The organism is Verrucomicrobiia bacterium (assembly GCA_035577545.1).
GTDB lineage: Bacteria > Verrucomicrobiota > Verrucomicrobiia > Palsa-1439 > Palsa-1439 > Palsa-1439.
In genome coordinates this window covers 92484-107667 of the sequence record DATLVI010000004.1, presented here as the reverse complement: position 1 = coordinate 107667, position 15184 = coordinate 92484, and the positions used below count along the sequence as shown (strand labels likewise).

The following is a 15184-nucleotide window of genomic DNA, read 5'->3' as shown; positions in this document are numbered from 1 at the left end:
ATCAGAAGCTCCTCACGGACATCTTCACATTACCGAAGGCGCCGCCCGAACCCTCAATGACAATGAAAAACGTGTTCACGCCGTCGGTCGTAAATGTTAGCTGTTCGCCGCTCCCCAGGACATTGTCTGCACACGCCACCGGGGTCAGATTGCTGCAAGTGCCCGACCAAATCGAGAGAACCGTATCAAAATTGCTGCCCTGGGTGGAAACACTAAATTGTCGCCCGTTGGCGGCCACTGGCGGACTTACTTGCCAAACGGCATCACGTCCGCCAACGTTACAAGCAGGGCTTGGGATGTCATCGTGAAAACCGGCAAGGCTAACGGAGTCGTTGAAGACCGGGTTTTCATCCGAAAACACGATCGTCTTGGCTGCGAGGCACGTGTCGTTTATGCCGGGACAGGTATCCTGCAGCATGGGATCGCGCGAAATCGGTTTTAGTATCTTGGACGGCTGGGCCGAACACTCCTCCAGGCCATTGGGTAGATTGTTTGTTTGACCACTGCTATTGAATTTCTTGAGCAGCGCCGTCATGCTGCGAACAGCCGCAACATCGAAGCCGGCGGCCGCCGTGCGGGCCTGCGAGATCAAGTCACCCGGAAAATTCGTGACGGTGTGCCCGTTAACATAGGTCGCATTCGGGGGAAAAGTGCCCAGCAATGTGGTGTTGGCGATGGCGGCGATCAGTTCAACGGCCAACTGCTTGCGAGCGACGCACAGACCCGATGACTTCAAACCCAGGCTCTGCGTTCCGCTGGGTTCACCGGTCTTACCGGCCCCTCTCCAGTAAAACCCAAGCGCTTCGATGAAGGCGTCGGTACCGTCAATGACGTTGTCCGAATTGCGGTTGGCCGTGGCCAGCGTGACAAATCCCAGGTCGAGCACGCCCCCATTAAAGTTGATCGCACCCAACAAGGTGGCACAATTCGCATCGGACGAGAATCCATGCGTAAACCAGAAGCGGGACGTACGGGTAACAACCTGGGAACTCGCGACGCTGCTCAGGCTGACGTTCAGCGCACTCAACACCGTCCCGATGGGATTACCGAACGCGTTCCCGGAACTATCACCGGCAAAGAGGAGCCCCACAGCGTTGTTGTTCGCATCGACAATCGGCGAGCCGGAATCTCCGGGCGCGCCAAACGCGGACGAGGGTGCAGATGGCGCGACCATGATCTGGTTGTTGAAAGTAGCGATCCCACAACTGGTGGCGCAGGGAGCCGATTCGGAGTAGTCAATGTTGACGGTCAGGTTGACCGCCGTAACCGTCCCCTGGGTGCAATTGCTGGTACGGCCGTTCTTTTGGACGACTTGTCCCACGAAGGCCGGGACCACGTTGTTCACCTGCGAGCCCAGATTGAGAATGTTGGCCGATATGGCCGAATCGGAACTCTGCACAAACCCGCAATCTACCAGATTGGCCGCGCCTCCGAAAGTTATGGGCACGGTGCGGTTCAGGACTCCGATGTTCTGGGCCGCGCCGCAGTTGTTATCCACAGCACCGGGTTGATACTGGACGGTGCCGATCGGCGCCGTACTGGGACAACCGTCCGTGCCGTGGCCCACGACGTGGTTATTACTTATCCAGCCAACCCTTCCCGAGGAATTGTCGCGGACTTTGAACCCGATCGTGCCGCTGGCACAACAGGCGCCGCTATCGAACAGCAGTATGTTCCCCGCCGAGACTCCAAGCGGAATGGGAAGTGGGTACGCAGACTGGGGGTTAAGGCCGGTGCATGGAAGAGCATGGACAGTCCCTACCGCCTGGACCGTCACCGGAAACTCATCCAAAGTCGTCGGCAATTGCGCCGCGCGATTCGTGCTATCGACCAACACGGTAATTGCCAGGGTCCCATTCGTCTCGCCAACGCCGACCCCGAACACACCCTGGCCCGCGAGAATCGCCGATTGGTTCGCTTGCTGGACGGCCACCGCCCGCGCAAGCTCTGTCTTGCTGTAAAACGGCACCTGAGATTGCGCGAAGGAGCCAGATCCCGCAGACCCAACCACCGCGCCGATTAAAGAAACGCGCAGCCAAAAGCTCGCAATACGATTCAGACTTATGCCAGCCAATCTTCTCATAGCTCGAACGCTTTTTTCATTATGGAACAGTCCACCCTCAGGTTGCACTGAGTCTGACTTCCCTGCCATCACCTCTACCGGGGCAATTGTTGTCCAGCCCGTAGCCTACTTCGCGATTACAGTGGCCTTCACGACGTCTACTTTTGTCGGGTCGCTGACGGAAGCGAAAGTGAGTGTGAAGGTATCCGTCGCACCCTTGCCCACCAAAGTCTTGTCCGCGAACACCTCGATACGAATCATGGTGGCGGGGCTGATGGTCGCCCCGGGCGCCAACGTGCTGGTCGAAAAGACACCGGATTCGACGGCTGAAGTCACCTCGACGCTATCGTTGGGGACGGCTCCCAGGAAGTAATGCACTGTAAAGCCTGTGGAACCGCTGTCGCCCTGCACGGTAAACCGATCGGACGTCGTGCCGATATTTTGCAAGCTCACGAAGAACTTCAAACCACTGCGCGCGCCCCGGCGAATCGGTTTTGTGATTTCCTGCCCAGCGCCGTTGCTATTTTCGATCCCAGCGCCAACCATTCTCTTTACTTTGACTGTCTTCCCAATCGCGGCGTCCGGCTGACTGAGTGCGCCATTGCCGATCAACGGCAGCAGTTGCGGGCTACCGGAAGCATTGTCCACGAACCCCAGGTTTGCCGACCGTGAGCCACCAGCGGTTGGCGCAAACTGCAAGCTGATCACGCACGTACCGCCCGTGGCAACAGAACCACAGGGGGCGGAGTTGGTTATGAAATCCCCAGGATTCGCACCGGTAAGCGTCAGACTGCTGTTCGTCAGCACGGCCGTCCCGCAGTTGGTGATGGTCACGCTCACCACCGAACCGGTGGAGCCAACAGCGACACCCCCAAAATCAATCGAGCTACTGCTGAAGCAGATTGAGGGCAAAAGCGCCGCTCCGACGCCGGACAGGGGTATGATTGTCGGGCTTCCTGTCGCGTCGTGCGCGATCAAAAGGTTTGCCTTCCGCGATCCGACTGCCTGTGGATTGAACTGGATAGCAATCGTGCAGGTGCTCCCCGGCGTGATCGTAGAAGGGGCAGCGCAAGTTGTGCCGGCTCCGAAGGAGAAGTCGTTCGATCCAGATCCGCTAATGGTTATGCTGGCAATGTTCAAATCCGCCGAACCGCAATTGGTGAGCGTGATGGTTTGCACCGCGCTGGTCGTGGTGAGCAATTGATTTCCGAAGTCAAGCGTGCCGCTCGAACTCAAACAGACGATTGGCGCTGCTGCCGTTGCAGTTCCATTGAGTGGCACAACGCGCGGGCTGCCGGTGGCGTCATCGGTGAAGACCAGATTCGCCTGCCGCGATCCCACCGGGCCAACCTGCGGGGTGAAGACCACGGTGACAAAACAATTCTGGCTCGGCGTAAGAACACTCCCCTCACAGGTCTCGGAAGTCACCGAGAAATCGGCGGCATCCGGGCCGGTAATCGACAAATTCGAAATCTGGACGGGTACGGTGGAGCCGTTGCGATAAGTAGCTGTTTGCGGGCTGCTGGTCGTCAATATGACCTGCTGGCCGAAGGTGAGGCTGCTCGGCGTGATTGTTATCGGGGAGGCCGACGCGCTCACGTTCAGCACGAAATTGCCACCCGATCCATTGTTCAGGGGTTCCGCCACAACATAATAGTCGTTCGAGCCATCCGCGGTAAACGACACCTGCGAATTGAATCCTCCATTGGTCGAGACGAGCTCTGTCAGCGCGCCGCAATTTCCCCGAACAAACACGGTCTGTGGGAGGACTTGGACGTTCCACACGGACAAGATTGTGTTGAAAGCGCTTCCCTGGGTATTGACGGTGAACGTTGTTCCCGGCGTGGGTTGGACGATTCTAAAGAATTCTTCCACACCACCTCGTCCCGCGCTAGGACTTGGCATGGTATTGCCGGTATATACCGCTTTCGAGAGCGTGTTTGAGAAGCTTGTCGGGAACTGGGTGAGGAGGAGCGCCGTCTGACAGGAATTGTTCGTCTTTAGATTCGGAATGTCGGATAAGGTATTCGTCGCCGCGTTGTAAACGATGAGCGCGAAGTCCTGATCATTGCTGCCGCCCACGTTCGGAACGCCGTCGCCGGCGATATTCTTCGCGCGTACGATTATGCTCCACGCGCCGGTCTGGCCTGCAGGCAGAAAGACGCTCTCCATGTTGTTGACGTCGTCAAACGCGCCGCCGGGCACTGAGTGATCCTCGGAAAATACATTCCCTTTGTAGGTCACTCCGCCAACGGTTACCTGCAAATCCAGATCATTCACCAGCTCCGAGCTGGCATTTTGCGCCCCTGGAGCATCGACCCAGGCCAACGTCACGCGGAATGGCAGACTGGGATCGAGGACTTGACCGCTGGCTTCGTAGCTTTGGCCCGATTGGCTGAAGTACGTCTGCTGGGGAGAGGGATTGGTCGTGATCAATGCCACGTCGATTGCCCGGGGCGTCGATTCGTCACGGATCATCCGCCCAGCGCCGTCGAACATACGCGCCAAATCCAGTTCGCCCATGCCCTGAGCGATGGAGGGCAGCGTGTCAGTAGCGCCGGTCTGAGGATTGGTGAGCGGCATATAGCGCGCCGAGTTGCACACGTACGCTTTCGCCATAGCCGGGCTCGGCTGCAATAGCGCCTGTCCCACTTCGTTGGTCAGACGATGTTGGAAATACCACCAAAGTAGTTGGATGGCTCCGGAAACCGCAGGTGCGGCGTAACTACTGCCGGAATTGCAGTCGTATAGTTGACCGCCTACGGCAGAGCCACTAGTCTGCACAAACCCCTGACTGAGATTTGGGAAGAAATTGGTAAAAGGCTGGGGTGGCACACAGTAAAGATTCGTGACCTGACTGGAAAAGATAAAGTTACCCCCAGGATTCCCATTCGGGTCTAGGTTTACCACGGGTACAATTCCGAGTACTGGATCGATTGCGCCCGCCAAGAGCGACCTCGCGGCATAGATTGAGGAGCCCGGCGCTACAATTTCGGGTTTGATCCGCCCATCAAGGGTTGGCCCGAACGCTGAATCTTGCCACATGTCGAATGAATTATCTTCATTGACTATTACGTCACAGCCGCTGCCATCCAACCGCACGCTCTCGGAAGCAGTGACCGTGATGACATTCTTGGCCGTTGCCGGAGGAGTAATACGAAGGTCCCCAAACCCGCCGTTAATTCCGGCCACGCCGGCGTCGCTAAGAATGGAAGCGCCGGCAAAAACTATGATAAACTCCTGATTCAACGGCGATGGGCCGGGAGTCCCGTTGGTGTTTCCTCCATTTCCCAAATTCCCCGCCAACAGTGCATCACGAACACCTATGTCATATGCTTGCGACTCAGCGCTGTACGCCCCGCCGTTTGAACCGTTTGTATTTATGTCGTCGCCCCAACTGTTGTTCTGAATGCGCCCTCCCGCCGAATAAGCTGCGAAGAAGACCAGCGGAAAAGAACCATTCATGCAGGGAGTAATCTGTTGCGGATTGGGCAAGAAACGCACATGAGGTGGATTGCCGGTAGTGTCCGCAGACTGCCTCCAGATGCGTGAGCTGCCGATCAGTCCAAACGGCGAAACGCCCAGCCCAAGACGGAACCCACTCGGGTCTTGATGAACGGAATCAAATATCTGTGTGACGATCACCTCTGTTGGAAGCGGAATGTTCACCGGAAACGACCCTGCGCTCGTGCAGTTGAAAATAATATCTGTCGTAAGGTTGCACGGCTGTGTGTCCAGGACAAAGGTGTTTGTCACGGCACCAGCGCCCGCGCAAACGTTCGTGACGCTAAACACTTGCGTTACGATTGTCGAAAAGATGGAAAACTGATTAAAATCGTTCGTCGCAACGTCAAATCCGGCAATAACCGATGCGACCCGTGTTCCGTGGTCGTAGAAGTCCTCCGTACCAAAAAAGTTGTTGTTCAATGCCGCGCATCCCGAATCTCCCGAGGAACCAACGAAATATCCCCCGAGGCCGGGCTCCGCGTAGGCTACGTGACCTATAAGCGAAGGCTGGACAATATTGCCGGTAAGAGGGTTGATTACATCAATACCCGTGTCCGCGACGTCGACAATCGCATAGGTGAACGGGTCGAAGAACGAACTCAGCCCGCCCCCGACCGAGTTAACCAGGAAATCCAGGTAGTTGGTAATGCCCATGGTGGTCGATGGCCCGTTACCAAGACCGTTGGTCTGCCCGGCGAGAATGAGATCCTGAACTTCGTCGAACCGCACTTTCCGCTCGACTTGCTCAATCCAGATTACGTCCGATAGTTCCGCAATCTGGGAAATAGCGGACGGCAATACTTCCATTTCATAAGTCTTTTGTCCGGTGTGCGTCATGGTCGACGCGACATCTCCCATGGCAATGACCTTACTGGCCGCATGCGTCTCCGCGAAGCGATCGACCGCAGTCACCCGTACCTTGATCGGATCCGTCCCGGAAGCGGCCAGAAGACTGCGTGGCATTTTATAATACGGATGATAGGCCCCAACCCACTGAATCGAGCCGCTTGGCCCGCGCATCACTTCCAGTTTTCTCTCGACCGTGGCATCCATCAAAACCAGGTAGGCGTTGTTGGGTACATAAGAGATGATCTGCGCACCGCTCGATCTGAGTAGTTGCAGCCACTCGGGGGTCACGGAACCGCGAAATTGCACCAGGCGCAGGTGCTTGCCGGGGCCCTCTTCCTCGCGAAGATTGGCCGGAACGGTCGGCTCGCCAGAAAGCGTATCAATGGATGTGCCGTTCAACTGGATGCGGTTAAAACGGCTATCCTTGACGGCCCGATCCCCGTAAAGCTGTGTCAACTGTTCGACCTGAGCGTCAGTCGCTTCTACCAACCAGTAGGAACCGTAGTTCTTGACCTTCTGGATGCCCTTCTCTTTGAGCTGGTCGATTTTTTCGTCCCCAGTCGGGTAGATGATGACTTTGTTGTCTGCGCTCTGGTAAATGGAGATCTTGTTGTCCGTCGTGGCAACAGTCACAGCCCGACCGTGACGCGCCATAAGGAAAAGACCCGCCATGCCTGCAAGGGCAAACAACCACATTCTGGAAAATTTCATCACTCGACTCTCCTCCATCCTACCTATCGTTCGGAAAGATTGGCTGGTAAACCACAAGCTATCAAAAGGGGTTTTGCGATTGCAACCAGAATGTTTGGTAAAATGTCCGGGTTGTTAGACGACCTTGAAAAACCGTGGCAAAACGTCGAGTCTCCAACCCGTCTATCGGAGAACCAGTTGCGGACGGCCAATGATCACGCGGCTCGCGCCCGGAGAGAAATTCGCGCTCACCCGTCGTGTTTCACGCCACCACGCAAATCTCTCGCGTAATAAACTCTCATCGTCAACCGCCGCCTCGACCCGCGCTTGCGGCCACGGGTCATGCTTCACCCGAAACATTCGCCGCAGCGCGTGCCATTGCGTGAAAGCCACGTACCGTTCCAGCAGGAATTCGTCGAGACTGCCACGTTCACAAGGGGCGAAACATTTCGCGGCGTCCCGTTCAGTTTGGTATGAGAACGCCGTCTCGCGGCCCGTCACGCGACCGCGCATCATCCGCTGACCATGCTCGTACTCAATATTCCCGAATCGATACGGCAACCCGAAGAGCGGCGGCCCCAACCAGGTCGCGATCCGTTTCGGTACCCACTCCGCGAGAAAAAAGATCCCCGGTTCACCCCCGTGCTGCACATACGTGCGCACATTTAAGAACTCATGGTTCGCGAACCAGCGCCCCACCCAGTTTGTCAGGTTCCCGCCGAAGGCAAACCGCAATCGCTCCTGCGAAAATGCCACCACGCTCACGTGCGCCTTCCCGTCGCGCAGATCCAACGGAAACGGCACCTCCGCCTGCAACCGCGCCGGCTCCACTTCATAATGTATGAACAACACACTCATCCACGAACCTTGGAAGAGCCCAAGCATCACGCACCCCACGCCGCCATTCCATACGCCACCGCCATCCCGCCGTACATGATCACCAAGAAAAGGTGCACCATCGTCCGAAACATGTCGTGTCGCCAATGACTGACGCTGTAGTACGCCAATTGGATGAACACGCGCAGACCCCAAAAGACGGCGATGATCGCAGCCAGCCAGGTGGCTGCCGGATCTGTTCTCGCCGCCATGGGGACGGCAAATCTTAATGTCATTATCCCAAAGCTCGCCAAGGTGAACGAAATGAACCACACGTGTACTTGAAAAACCTCGCGCATCAGGAGCGGGAGTCGCCCCAACTGCTCCCTCCATTGGAGAAGTCGCACCAATCCCAGATTCAGCGCCGCCACCCCCAGTTGTGCAATCGCCGCTACCTCAAGCCAACGTTGCAGATGAATCGTCATCATTGGGCCTCCTTTCTCAGTAGCCACGCCCGTACGAAAGGCGTCTTGGGAAATTCCCTCTCCACCGTGAATCCCGCCTCGCGGATTTGCGCCTCCCATTCTCGCCGCGGCAGGAAGTGCCAGAACCCGGGACCGAACGCCAGAAAGTTCCAGCCGTCGCGCAAGTGCTCAACCAATAGCAGACATCCGCCCCGCGCCAGCACGCGGTGCAACTCCCGAAACAAGTCGGTTCGCGCCAGGGGATGTCTTAGTTCGTGCGCCGCAAACAACATGAATACCGCGTCCATCTGCTCGTCCCGCGCGGGCAGTGAATCGCATCGCGCGCGCACCGCCTCAGGCGCCCCCGTTTCATAACGCCGTGCGCGCAGGAGCGACGCTTCGGTCATCTCTCCGTCGTCGAAGATATCCAGGGCAAGCCGCTCCGAGCGTGGAAAGATGCGGTCCAGCGGCGCCGTTGTCTCATCAAAGCCGCAATGGATATTCGCCCATCGCGTTGGCGGCGTCGGAAACAGCGGCTTTACCCATTCCCAGGTGGTTAGTCCCGACCGATCGTATATATAATGAGACGCCGCAAGCGAGGCCACCAACCAGTATCCGGCGAGACCGGTTCCCCATGCGAGGAACGCGCGGGGAATCACGGGCAATGGCAGGCACAACAAAACCCAACTGGCTGCGAGACAGACCAGTGTTCCCGCCACATATTGATGCCAATTGAACCAGGCAATCTCGATTACGCCCCGGTATCGATGTTGTTTCATGCGGAGCTCCTTTCCAGTGGATAACGTACGCCGCGACGCCACAAATAGGGCACGTTGGTCATATAAAACGCGCTCGCCAGAATCGGTTTTACCCCCCGCCAATGTGGCTGCATAAAGAACGTGTTCTCCAAAACCTCCACCGTAGCGAGTTGGGGTTTCCACTCTTCCCGTACCCCCTCGATGACAATTATCGAATGCGTCTGGGCCTCGTAATCAAATGTGAACGGCATCGGCCCGGCAAACCGTCGAGCCTCCGCAGGGCTCTTGAATGGGGAATCCACTGGCAAGGGTGCGGGATGAATGGACAAATCAGCGTCTACCCGTAAATCGGCCACACCGTTTGGGGTTCGCACATCGATCTCCAGTCGCTCCGGCTCTTCGCGCACCGTCACAATCGCCTCTTGGTAATTGTAGTGAGTGAGCAGATTCCCCATCACCCGCATCAGTTGACTGTTGGTGTCGCTACGCAGGATCCGCAATCCCCGGAGCGTGTGGCCGTTTGACATCCGATACTTCGCGAAAACGCGATACCCACTGAGGAAGAAATCTCGCCCTAACAACGGCGGCAAACAGGCGGGGCGCAGCGCCCTCGTTTGCACCATCGCGATCGCCACCAAACCGAACCCGCGGTGCGTGTCCGGTATCAGCCCTGGCGGAAGCAGCCCGAGCAATGACTCTTGCGGGACGGCGTAGGTCAGTACCAGCGTATGACGGAAGAACGCCCGTACCGGAAATGGATGCCGTTGCCATGTATGCCGCATTAGCACAACCACCTCCGCGTCAGACTCCGCAGCTTGCGCCGCTTGTGGGTGGTCGGCGAACAATACCTTCCTGCCGCAACCCGGCTGTAACCGCATTCCAACAGCCCCAGGACACCCGGGATGCGACTCACAGCCCACAAGGGCCTGGCCCACCAGATTTGTCGCGCGAGGTAAACCACCGCGCGGGCGCCGCCGATTACCTCGCCAGAATTGGTCACCAGTTTCATCTCGTCCGCCGGTTCCGACAGCGGGGCGAACCGGAATCCGCGCTTTCCGAGCCACCGCTCGCCGCGGCGAGCCCAGGTCGTGCAGAACCGGCACTGGGCATCGTAGAACACACATCCGCCACTTGTGTCAGTTATTTCTGTAATTACAGAATTCATGATCCAAAAAAAGTTTAGCCCAATAGGGCCGCGACCTTTCCGCCCATCTTCATTAACTTCCGCAACGTCGCTGGCGGGAGTTTTCCAACGTCCGCGTAACAGGCCGAGGCGGCCTCGAAGAATTCGAGCATCTTTGCCAGTTGTTCCCGCGCGTGTTCATCCTCTTTGCCCCCCGCCCTTCCCTGCTCGACGGCTTCCCGCAACAAGCCCATTGTCGGCTCCACTTCGCGCCGCATGCGCTCGTGGATCACAATCTGGAAAAGCGCCCAGACGTCCTTGTGGGTCTCGAAATGATCGCGCCGATCTCCCAGGACGTGTTGCACTTTCACCAAGCCCCAATTCTGCAACTCTTTCAGACTGGTGCTGACGTTGGAGCGGGCCACGGACAACGTCAGGGAAATCTCTTCCGCGTTAAGCGGCTTCGGTGAGACAAACAGCAAGGCGTGCACCTGGGCCACCGTGCGGTTGATTCCCCAGCGGGTCCCCATCTCCCCCCAGTGCAGGATGAACTTTCTCGTTAGCGGTGTCAGCTTCATTTCTGTTATGACAGAAATTACAGAATTAAACGCAGAATGTCAAGCGGATTGTTCGGGACGACACCGCGCCCTTCCCTTTTCTGCTTCCTTGCGCGAGCCCCCGGAGGTTTAATGAATCTGGAAGGGCTAAAAAACATCAATAAAGGAGCGCATCGTGCAATTGAATCCCTATCTGAGTTTCAACGGTCAGTGTGAGGCGGCGTTTAAGTTCTATGAGCGGTGCCTCGGCGGCAAGATTGTATTCACCATGACCTACGGGGAGTCGCCGATGGCGGATAAAGTCCCGGCCGATTGGGGCAAGAAGATCCTTCACGTCCGCCTGATGGTGGGCGACCAGGCGTTGATGGGTGCTGACGCACCGCCGAAACACTATGAGAAGCCGCAAGGCTTCTCCGTGACAATCGCCGTTGACGACCCGGCCGATGCCGAACGCATCTTCCACGCCTTGTCGGAAAAAGGGACGGTGTCCATGCCCATACAAAAGACCTTCTGGGCCCAACGTTTCGGCATGTTGGTGGATCAATTCGGCATCCCGTGGATGATTAACTGCGAGGAAGCTCACTAATTCCGCGCATATGAATGTTTTCACGACAGACCACCCTCTCATTTCACAGGCGCAACACGCTGATAGCAGGAAAGCTGCATTGCTCTTGCATTTCGGGATCATGCTTCTCGTTGCATTAATCCTTTGGCCGTTCTTCTTCTGTTTTCTTTGGTTTGCAGTGGTGATCGACAATAATGACACGACAGGTGCTCCAGATCCTTCTTTTTGGATGCTTTTCTTGGGAGCAGTCATTGGAAGCATTCTCTTGGCATTCATCAGCGTGGCTCTGCATCGGCTGTTTGCGTGGCTTTTGGGAAGATTTTGGAAGAGGCGTCTGATACCGTCGTCGTAAGGCACTACTTCGGCAGGGTGAAGACGACGCTCATTGGGGCGTTCGCGTTGGTTGCGGTGCCAATCCACGATACCAATGGGGCCACGTCCCCCGATACCGTCGCCGTGGTGTCTGGAACGCTGCGGACAATCACGCCACCGGGCGGCAATGCGATCGCGCGCGCGTAAACCGCGTTCGGGGTTCGCGGAAAACGGCCGAGACCGGCTTGCGCTTTTCCATCCTTGCCGATGTTGACCGGTGCGCGCCGTCGCTCGACGCGCACCACTAACTGCGTTTCACCGGGCGCAATCGGACTCTTGAGATGCAGGGTCACGGGTGGGTTTCGCCCTCGTCCCGGCACGCGCACGATTGTGAACGGAATCGGTCCGCCATCGGTCGCGTAAAAACCAACAAATCGCCTTTCATCACCGCCGATGGAGGCCTGGATGTTATTGAGCGGATTGAAGCCCTGGTTCACCACCGGCTCCGTGGCGATGGACACGGCGTTGGTTGCGTCGGTTTCGAGCGCCAATAAGGAGACGCCGCCGACGGGTAATTGTTGCTGCGCGGATTCGCGTCGCACCGTCCCGAGCAGGTCGCTGAATTCTTTCCACGCGCCATTCAGCCGGCCGTCTCGACCAATCGCAGGACCGACACGGTCTTCTGTTTTGACCCACGACGGCGGACGCTCGTGAAACGCGTTGTAAGCCCGCCGCGCACAGAAGGCCATGACGATCGTACAGGCGATTACCGCGAGCCAAAGTTTCCAGTTGTCTTTCATAAATCCAGTTGTCGCTACGCGAGAATCATCGAGTCGCTACTGCCAGTTGGCCATTTTGTCGTACCAATATGTCATCTGCGTCACGTCGAAATGATCAAACGGCGCCACATGCCCATCCGCGAACAAAAAATTTGCGTAACCGAGATGCGGCGGCGGATAAGTCCCGGACGTGGTGCTGAATCCCGTGCGGTCGGCCCTCTCGTTGGTCGGATCGATCTCCTGCTGGGGGCTGATGAAAAGGTCCTCGCTCATCAGAATGAACGCGGAGGGGTTGCTGATTTGCCGGAAATCGATCGCGTAAATTCCCGTGCCGGGCGAGCCCGCCTCCACGTACGCCGGAAGCAGGTTCAGGTAATACGCCACGGGCAACTCGGGCATCCAGGGTGGCCGGTCAGGATCGAGATAGGCTTTGGTGGTCTTCACGTACGGAAACAAAAGCTGGGTCCAGGCCTGCGGGCTATTGGTAGCCCCCCACGTCGGAAAAATGCCGCTCAACCCTGCCAGTTGTCCACCCGAGTCATCGGTGTACATCTGCACCGCCAGGCCGAGCTGGCGCAGGTTGTTGATGCAGCCGGCCGCCCGGGCTTTCTTGCGCGCAGTTCCCAGGGACGGCATCAAGAGCGCTGCCAGCAACCCGATGATGGCGATGACGACGAGCAACTCCACCAGCGTGAAGCCACGTATTGTGCGCCACTGCCGCAGGTTGCCATTCATTTTTTCACCTCACCGGGATTCGCTGCGGAAGTCGGCGGCGGCGCATTGGTCGCTGCCACAGTGGCCTTGGACACGGCTGGCGACGACTTCTTGGCGCTTAACTTCTTCAACTTTTCCCGCAGATCACGCAAATCGCGCTCTGTATCCTGCACTTTCGTCCACGCCGGCTGCGCGCCCGGATACCGCGCGTCGAAATCCGCGCGTTCGTCCCGCAGTTTGGCGTCCAAATTATCAATCTGCTGTTCCAAATCAGCTACGCTCGATGACTTTGTTGTGTGCGGCTTGATCTGGTACAACGCCCACGTAGTATAGTTCTGGTCATTGTCCCTTGGGCCGGGACGAATCTCCGTCCATTCCGTTAGCGAATCAAATTCAAATTTGTCGCCGAGTCGTCCCCGCGCGCGCCGGTAAGAGTCTTTGGGCAGGACCATCACAACCTCGGCTCCCTCCGCCAATCGCTGGTTGATGAGATCGCGTTGCTCCTGGGTCAGTTGTGAATCGGACTTGTCGCCCTGTGTCTCGGCCAGTTTTTGCGCTTTGCGGCGCTGGAACGGGCGCGGACCGTCGTCCTTGAGTGCCTTGATCCTGTTCTGAATCGCCCCACGATCGAACGTCTCCAGCGCGTAGAGGTGCCAGTCGCCCGCGAACTCGACAAAATTCAGCAAGCGATCGCTCGCCACGATCACCACGCCGTCTGGCAATTTCTCTCGGACACGATCCGTGCTTTCTTTCGCAAACAGCAACCGGTACATCTGACGATCAAGCTGGCGCGTCGCTTCGCGCAAATTCGCCGTCGCCACCACCGCCACAAACGCACCCAGTCCCATCTCCCACCACCATGGTCGCGCCCGCACCGCGAAACACAATAGCGTGAGCGCGCTCAGGATCAGCGGCGGAAACACGCTGACAAAAAAGCGCACGTACCCTGGTCCCTCCCCTTGGGGCGCCCAGTAATAGGCGCTATAGAGTAACAGACCTGGCACCGCCCACAATCCGAGAAACAGACCGCGCTTCGCATCGTGCGTGGCCAGGTACGCCAAACCCACGAGGCCCAAGGGGAACAAGAGGATCAACCCCCCCGTATCCATGCGGGTCAACATCAACCACCAGTTTTCCTTGAAAAACTTCCAGCCGAAACCCGTCGATTCGCCACACAACGAATACCCGGTCACCCACGGCGCGCCGAATGCCCGCCAATGATGGATCAGCAACGGCGTCACGACGATGACCGCAGCTACTGCCATCACGACAACGTCCCACACGACTTTCCGCCGGGCGACCGGCCGTTGCTCGGCGGGAACTTCTTCTGCGAAATATCGCCACAACACCATGCCCGCAATTGGCAACAGCAACAGGCCATCCGTATAACGCACCGTGCTCGCATACGCCGACAACGCGCCCGTGAGCAACGCGTTCCACCTGCCACCCGACTGCGTCCACCACCACAAAAAAAACATCCCCCAAACCGCAAAGCAGATCGACCCGGAATGACTCAGCGCGGAGAGCCCGAAATAGGCGTGCAGCGGATTCGTCGCGAGAAGGATCGCCGCCAGCGCGCCGGCAAACGCGCTGATCATGGCGCGACCCAGAAAGAAGGTCCCCAGTACCGCAAGCGCGGCGAGGATCGGGTTCACCAGGAAGACCGCCGACGGCCCGCCGAACTTGTAGGCCAGAGCGCACAAGTAGGGATAGCCGAGCGGGTACTTCCCGTAATAATTCCCGTTGTCCGCCAACACGTAGTTGCCGCTGACAAATTCGTTGGGGTTCGCCAACACTTTTCCCGAATCGCCTCTCGTCGCGAGCCCCTTCGCCGTCACCAGATACCCGTTTTCGTCCACGCCGTCAAAGGACGCAACGTGATAGCCGGATAGCAGTGCGCAAAAAAGCGCCACGATGGCGAGCGCCACCGGTACATTCAAAAAACTGGCACGATTCCACACAGCCACGAGTTTAATCCCATGGATTAA

General features: G+C 57.6%; 13 protein-coding genes. 2 read left to right on the top strand and 11 right to left on the bottom strand.

What is annotated here, in order from left to right; genetic code table 11:
- Position 1 precedes the first annotated feature (1 nt).
- The 8 genes from VNL17_00590 to VNL17_00555 all read right to left on the bottom strand — a co-directional run bounded on the left by VNL17_00590 (position 2) and on the right by VNL17_00555 (position 10847).
- The gene (locus VNL17_00590; GenBank protein HXI82566.1) at positions 2-2083 is read right to left on the bottom strand and encodes a hypothetical protein; all 2082 of its coding nucleotides are present in this window, start codon (positions 2081-2083) and stop codon (positions 2-4) included.
- A gap of 105 nt (positions 2084-2188) precedes the next feature.
- Positions 2189-7129 carry a choice-of-anchor D domain-containing protein gene (locus tag VNL17_00585; GenBank protein HXI82565.1) on the bottom strand — a complete coding sequence of 1647 codons (4941 nt, stop codon included), beginning with the start codon at positions 7127-7129 and terminating at the stop codon, positions 2189-2191.
- A gap of 162 nt (positions 7130-7291) precedes the next feature.
- The gene (locus VNL17_00580) at positions 7292-7993 is read right to left on the bottom strand and encodes a DUF2071 domain-containing protein (GenBank protein ID HXI82564.1); all 702 of its coding nucleotides are present in this window, start codon (positions 7991-7993) and stop codon (positions 7292-7294) included.
- On the bottom strand, positions 7993-8412 hold the full coding sequence (locus VNL17_00575) for a hypothetical protein (protein HXI82563.1): 420 nt from the start codon (positions 8410-8412) through the stop codon (positions 7993-7995). Before VNL17_00575 ends, VNL17_00580 begins: the two co-directional genes overlap by 1 nt.
- On the bottom strand, positions 8409-9167 hold the full coding sequence (locus tag VNL17_00570; GenBank protein HXI82562.1) for a class I SAM-dependent methyltransferase: 759 nt from the start codon (positions 9165-9167) through the stop codon (positions 8409-8411). Before VNL17_00570 ends, VNL17_00575 begins: the two co-directional genes overlap by 4 nt.
- On the bottom strand, positions 9164-9928 hold the full coding sequence (locus tag VNL17_00565) for a DUF2071 domain-containing protein (GenBank protein ID HXI82561.1): 765 nt from the start codon (positions 9926-9928) through the stop codon (positions 9164-9166). Before VNL17_00565 ends, VNL17_00570 begins: the two co-directional genes overlap by 4 nt.
- Positions 9928-10311 (bottom strand): DCC1-like thiol-disulfide oxidoreductase family protein, encoded by a 384-nt coding sequence (locus tag VNL17_00560; protein ID HXI82560.1) that lies wholly within the window; start codon positions 10309-10311, stop codon positions 9928-9930. Before VNL17_00560 ends, VNL17_00565 begins: the two co-directional genes overlap by 1 nt.
- Positions 10312-10325: 14 nt before the next feature.
- Positions 10326-10847 carry a MarR family transcriptional regulator gene (locus VNL17_00555; GenBank protein ID HXI82559.1) on the bottom strand — a complete coding sequence of 174 codons (522 nt, stop codon included), beginning with the start codon at positions 10845-10847 and terminating at the stop codon, positions 10326-10328.
- A gap of 154 nt (positions 10848-11001) precedes the next feature.
- On the opposite strand from VNL17_00555, the gene VNL17_00550 reads away from it, so the two are divergent.
- Together VNL17_00550 and VNL17_00545 are read left to right on the top strand one after the other, a co-directional pair.
- Entirely contained in the window at positions 11002-11412 is a 411-nt protein-coding gene (locus VNL17_00550; protein ID HXI82558.1) for a VOC family protein, read from the top strand.
- Positions 11413-11422: 10 nt separating this feature from the next.
- Positions 11423-11743 carry a hypothetical protein gene (locus VNL17_00545; GenBank protein ID HXI82557.1) on the top strand — a complete coding sequence of 107 codons (321 nt, stop codon included), beginning with the start codon at positions 11423-11425 and terminating at the stop codon, positions 11741-11743.
- A 4-nt stretch (positions 11744-11747) separates the two neighbouring features.
- Here VNL17_00545 and VNL17_00540 read toward each other — a convergent pair whose 3' ends face one another.
- Genes VNL17_00540 through VNL17_00530 form a run of 3 tightly spaced genes read right to left on the bottom strand, consistent with a single transcriptional unit; the run spans position 11748 to position 15163 of the window.
- The gene (locus tag VNL17_00540; GenBank protein ID HXI82556.1) at positions 11748-12503 is read right to left on the bottom strand and encodes a hypothetical protein; all 756 of its coding nucleotides are present in this window, start codon (positions 12501-12503) and stop codon (positions 11748-11750) included.
- Positions 12504-12539: 36 nt separating this feature from the next.
- Positions 12540-13217, bottom strand: coding sequence for a prepilin-type N-terminal cleavage/methylation domain-containing protein (locus VNL17_00535; GenBank protein ID HXI82555.1), 678 nt, complete (start codon positions 13215-13217; stop codon positions 12540-12542).
- Positions 13214-15163 carry a hypothetical protein gene (locus VNL17_00530; GenBank protein ID HXI82554.1) on the bottom strand — a complete coding sequence of 650 codons (1950 nt, stop codon included), beginning with the start codon at positions 15161-15163 and terminating at the stop codon, positions 13214-13216. The genes VNL17_00535 and VNL17_00530 overlap by 4 nt, the downstream gene beginning before the upstream one ends.
- Positions 15164-15184: the final 21 nt, after the last annotated feature.

What these genes read in the sequence shown, in the direction of transcription:
- VNL17_00565 (HXI82561.1), bottom strand. Translation starts at nt 9,928, where the DNA reads ATGCGGCATACATGGCAACGGCATCCATTTCCGGTACGGGCGTTCTTC.
- VNL17_00580 (HXI82564.1), bottom strand. Translation starts at nt 7,993, where the DNA reads ATGCTTGGGCTCTTCCAAGGTTCGTGGATGAGTGTGTTGTTCATACAT.
- VNL17_00590 (HXI82566.1), bottom strand. Translation starts at nt 2,083, where the DNA reads ATGAGAAGATTGGCTGGCATAAGTCTGAATCGTATTGCGAGCTTTTGG.
- VNL17_00575 (HXI82563.1), bottom strand. Translation starts at nt 8,412, where the DNA reads ATGATGACGATTCATCTGCAACGTTGGCTTGAGGTAGCGGCGATTGCA.
- VNL17_00535 (HXI82555.1), bottom strand. Translation starts at nt 13,217, where the DNA reads ATGAATGGCAACCTGCGGCAGTGGCGCACAATACGTGGCTTCACGCTG.
- VNL17_00545 (HXI82557.1), top strand. Translation starts at nt 11,423, where the DNA reads ATGAATGTTTTCACGACAGACCACCCTCTCATTTCACAGGCGCAACAC.
- VNL17_00540 (HXI82556.1), bottom strand. Translation starts at nt 12,503, where the DNA reads ATGAAAGACAACTGGAAACTTTGGCTCGCGGTAATCGCCTGTACGATC.
- VNL17_00555 (HXI82559.1), bottom strand. Translation starts at nt 10,847, where the DNA reads ATGAAGCTGACACCGCTAACGAGAAAGTTCATCCTGCACTGGGGGGAG.
- VNL17_00585 (HXI82565.1), bottom strand. Translation starts at nt 7,129, where the DNA reads ATGAAATTTTCCAGAATGTGGTTGTTTGCCCTTGCAGGCATGGCGGGT.
- VNL17_00560 (HXI82560.1), bottom strand. Translation starts at nt 10,311, where the DNA reads ATGAATTCTGTAATTACAGAAATAACTGACACAAGTGGCGGATGTGTG.
- VNL17_00570 (HXI82562.1), bottom strand. Translation starts at nt 9,167, where the DNA reads ATGAAACAACATCGATACCGGGGCGTAATCGAGATTGCCTGGTTCAAT.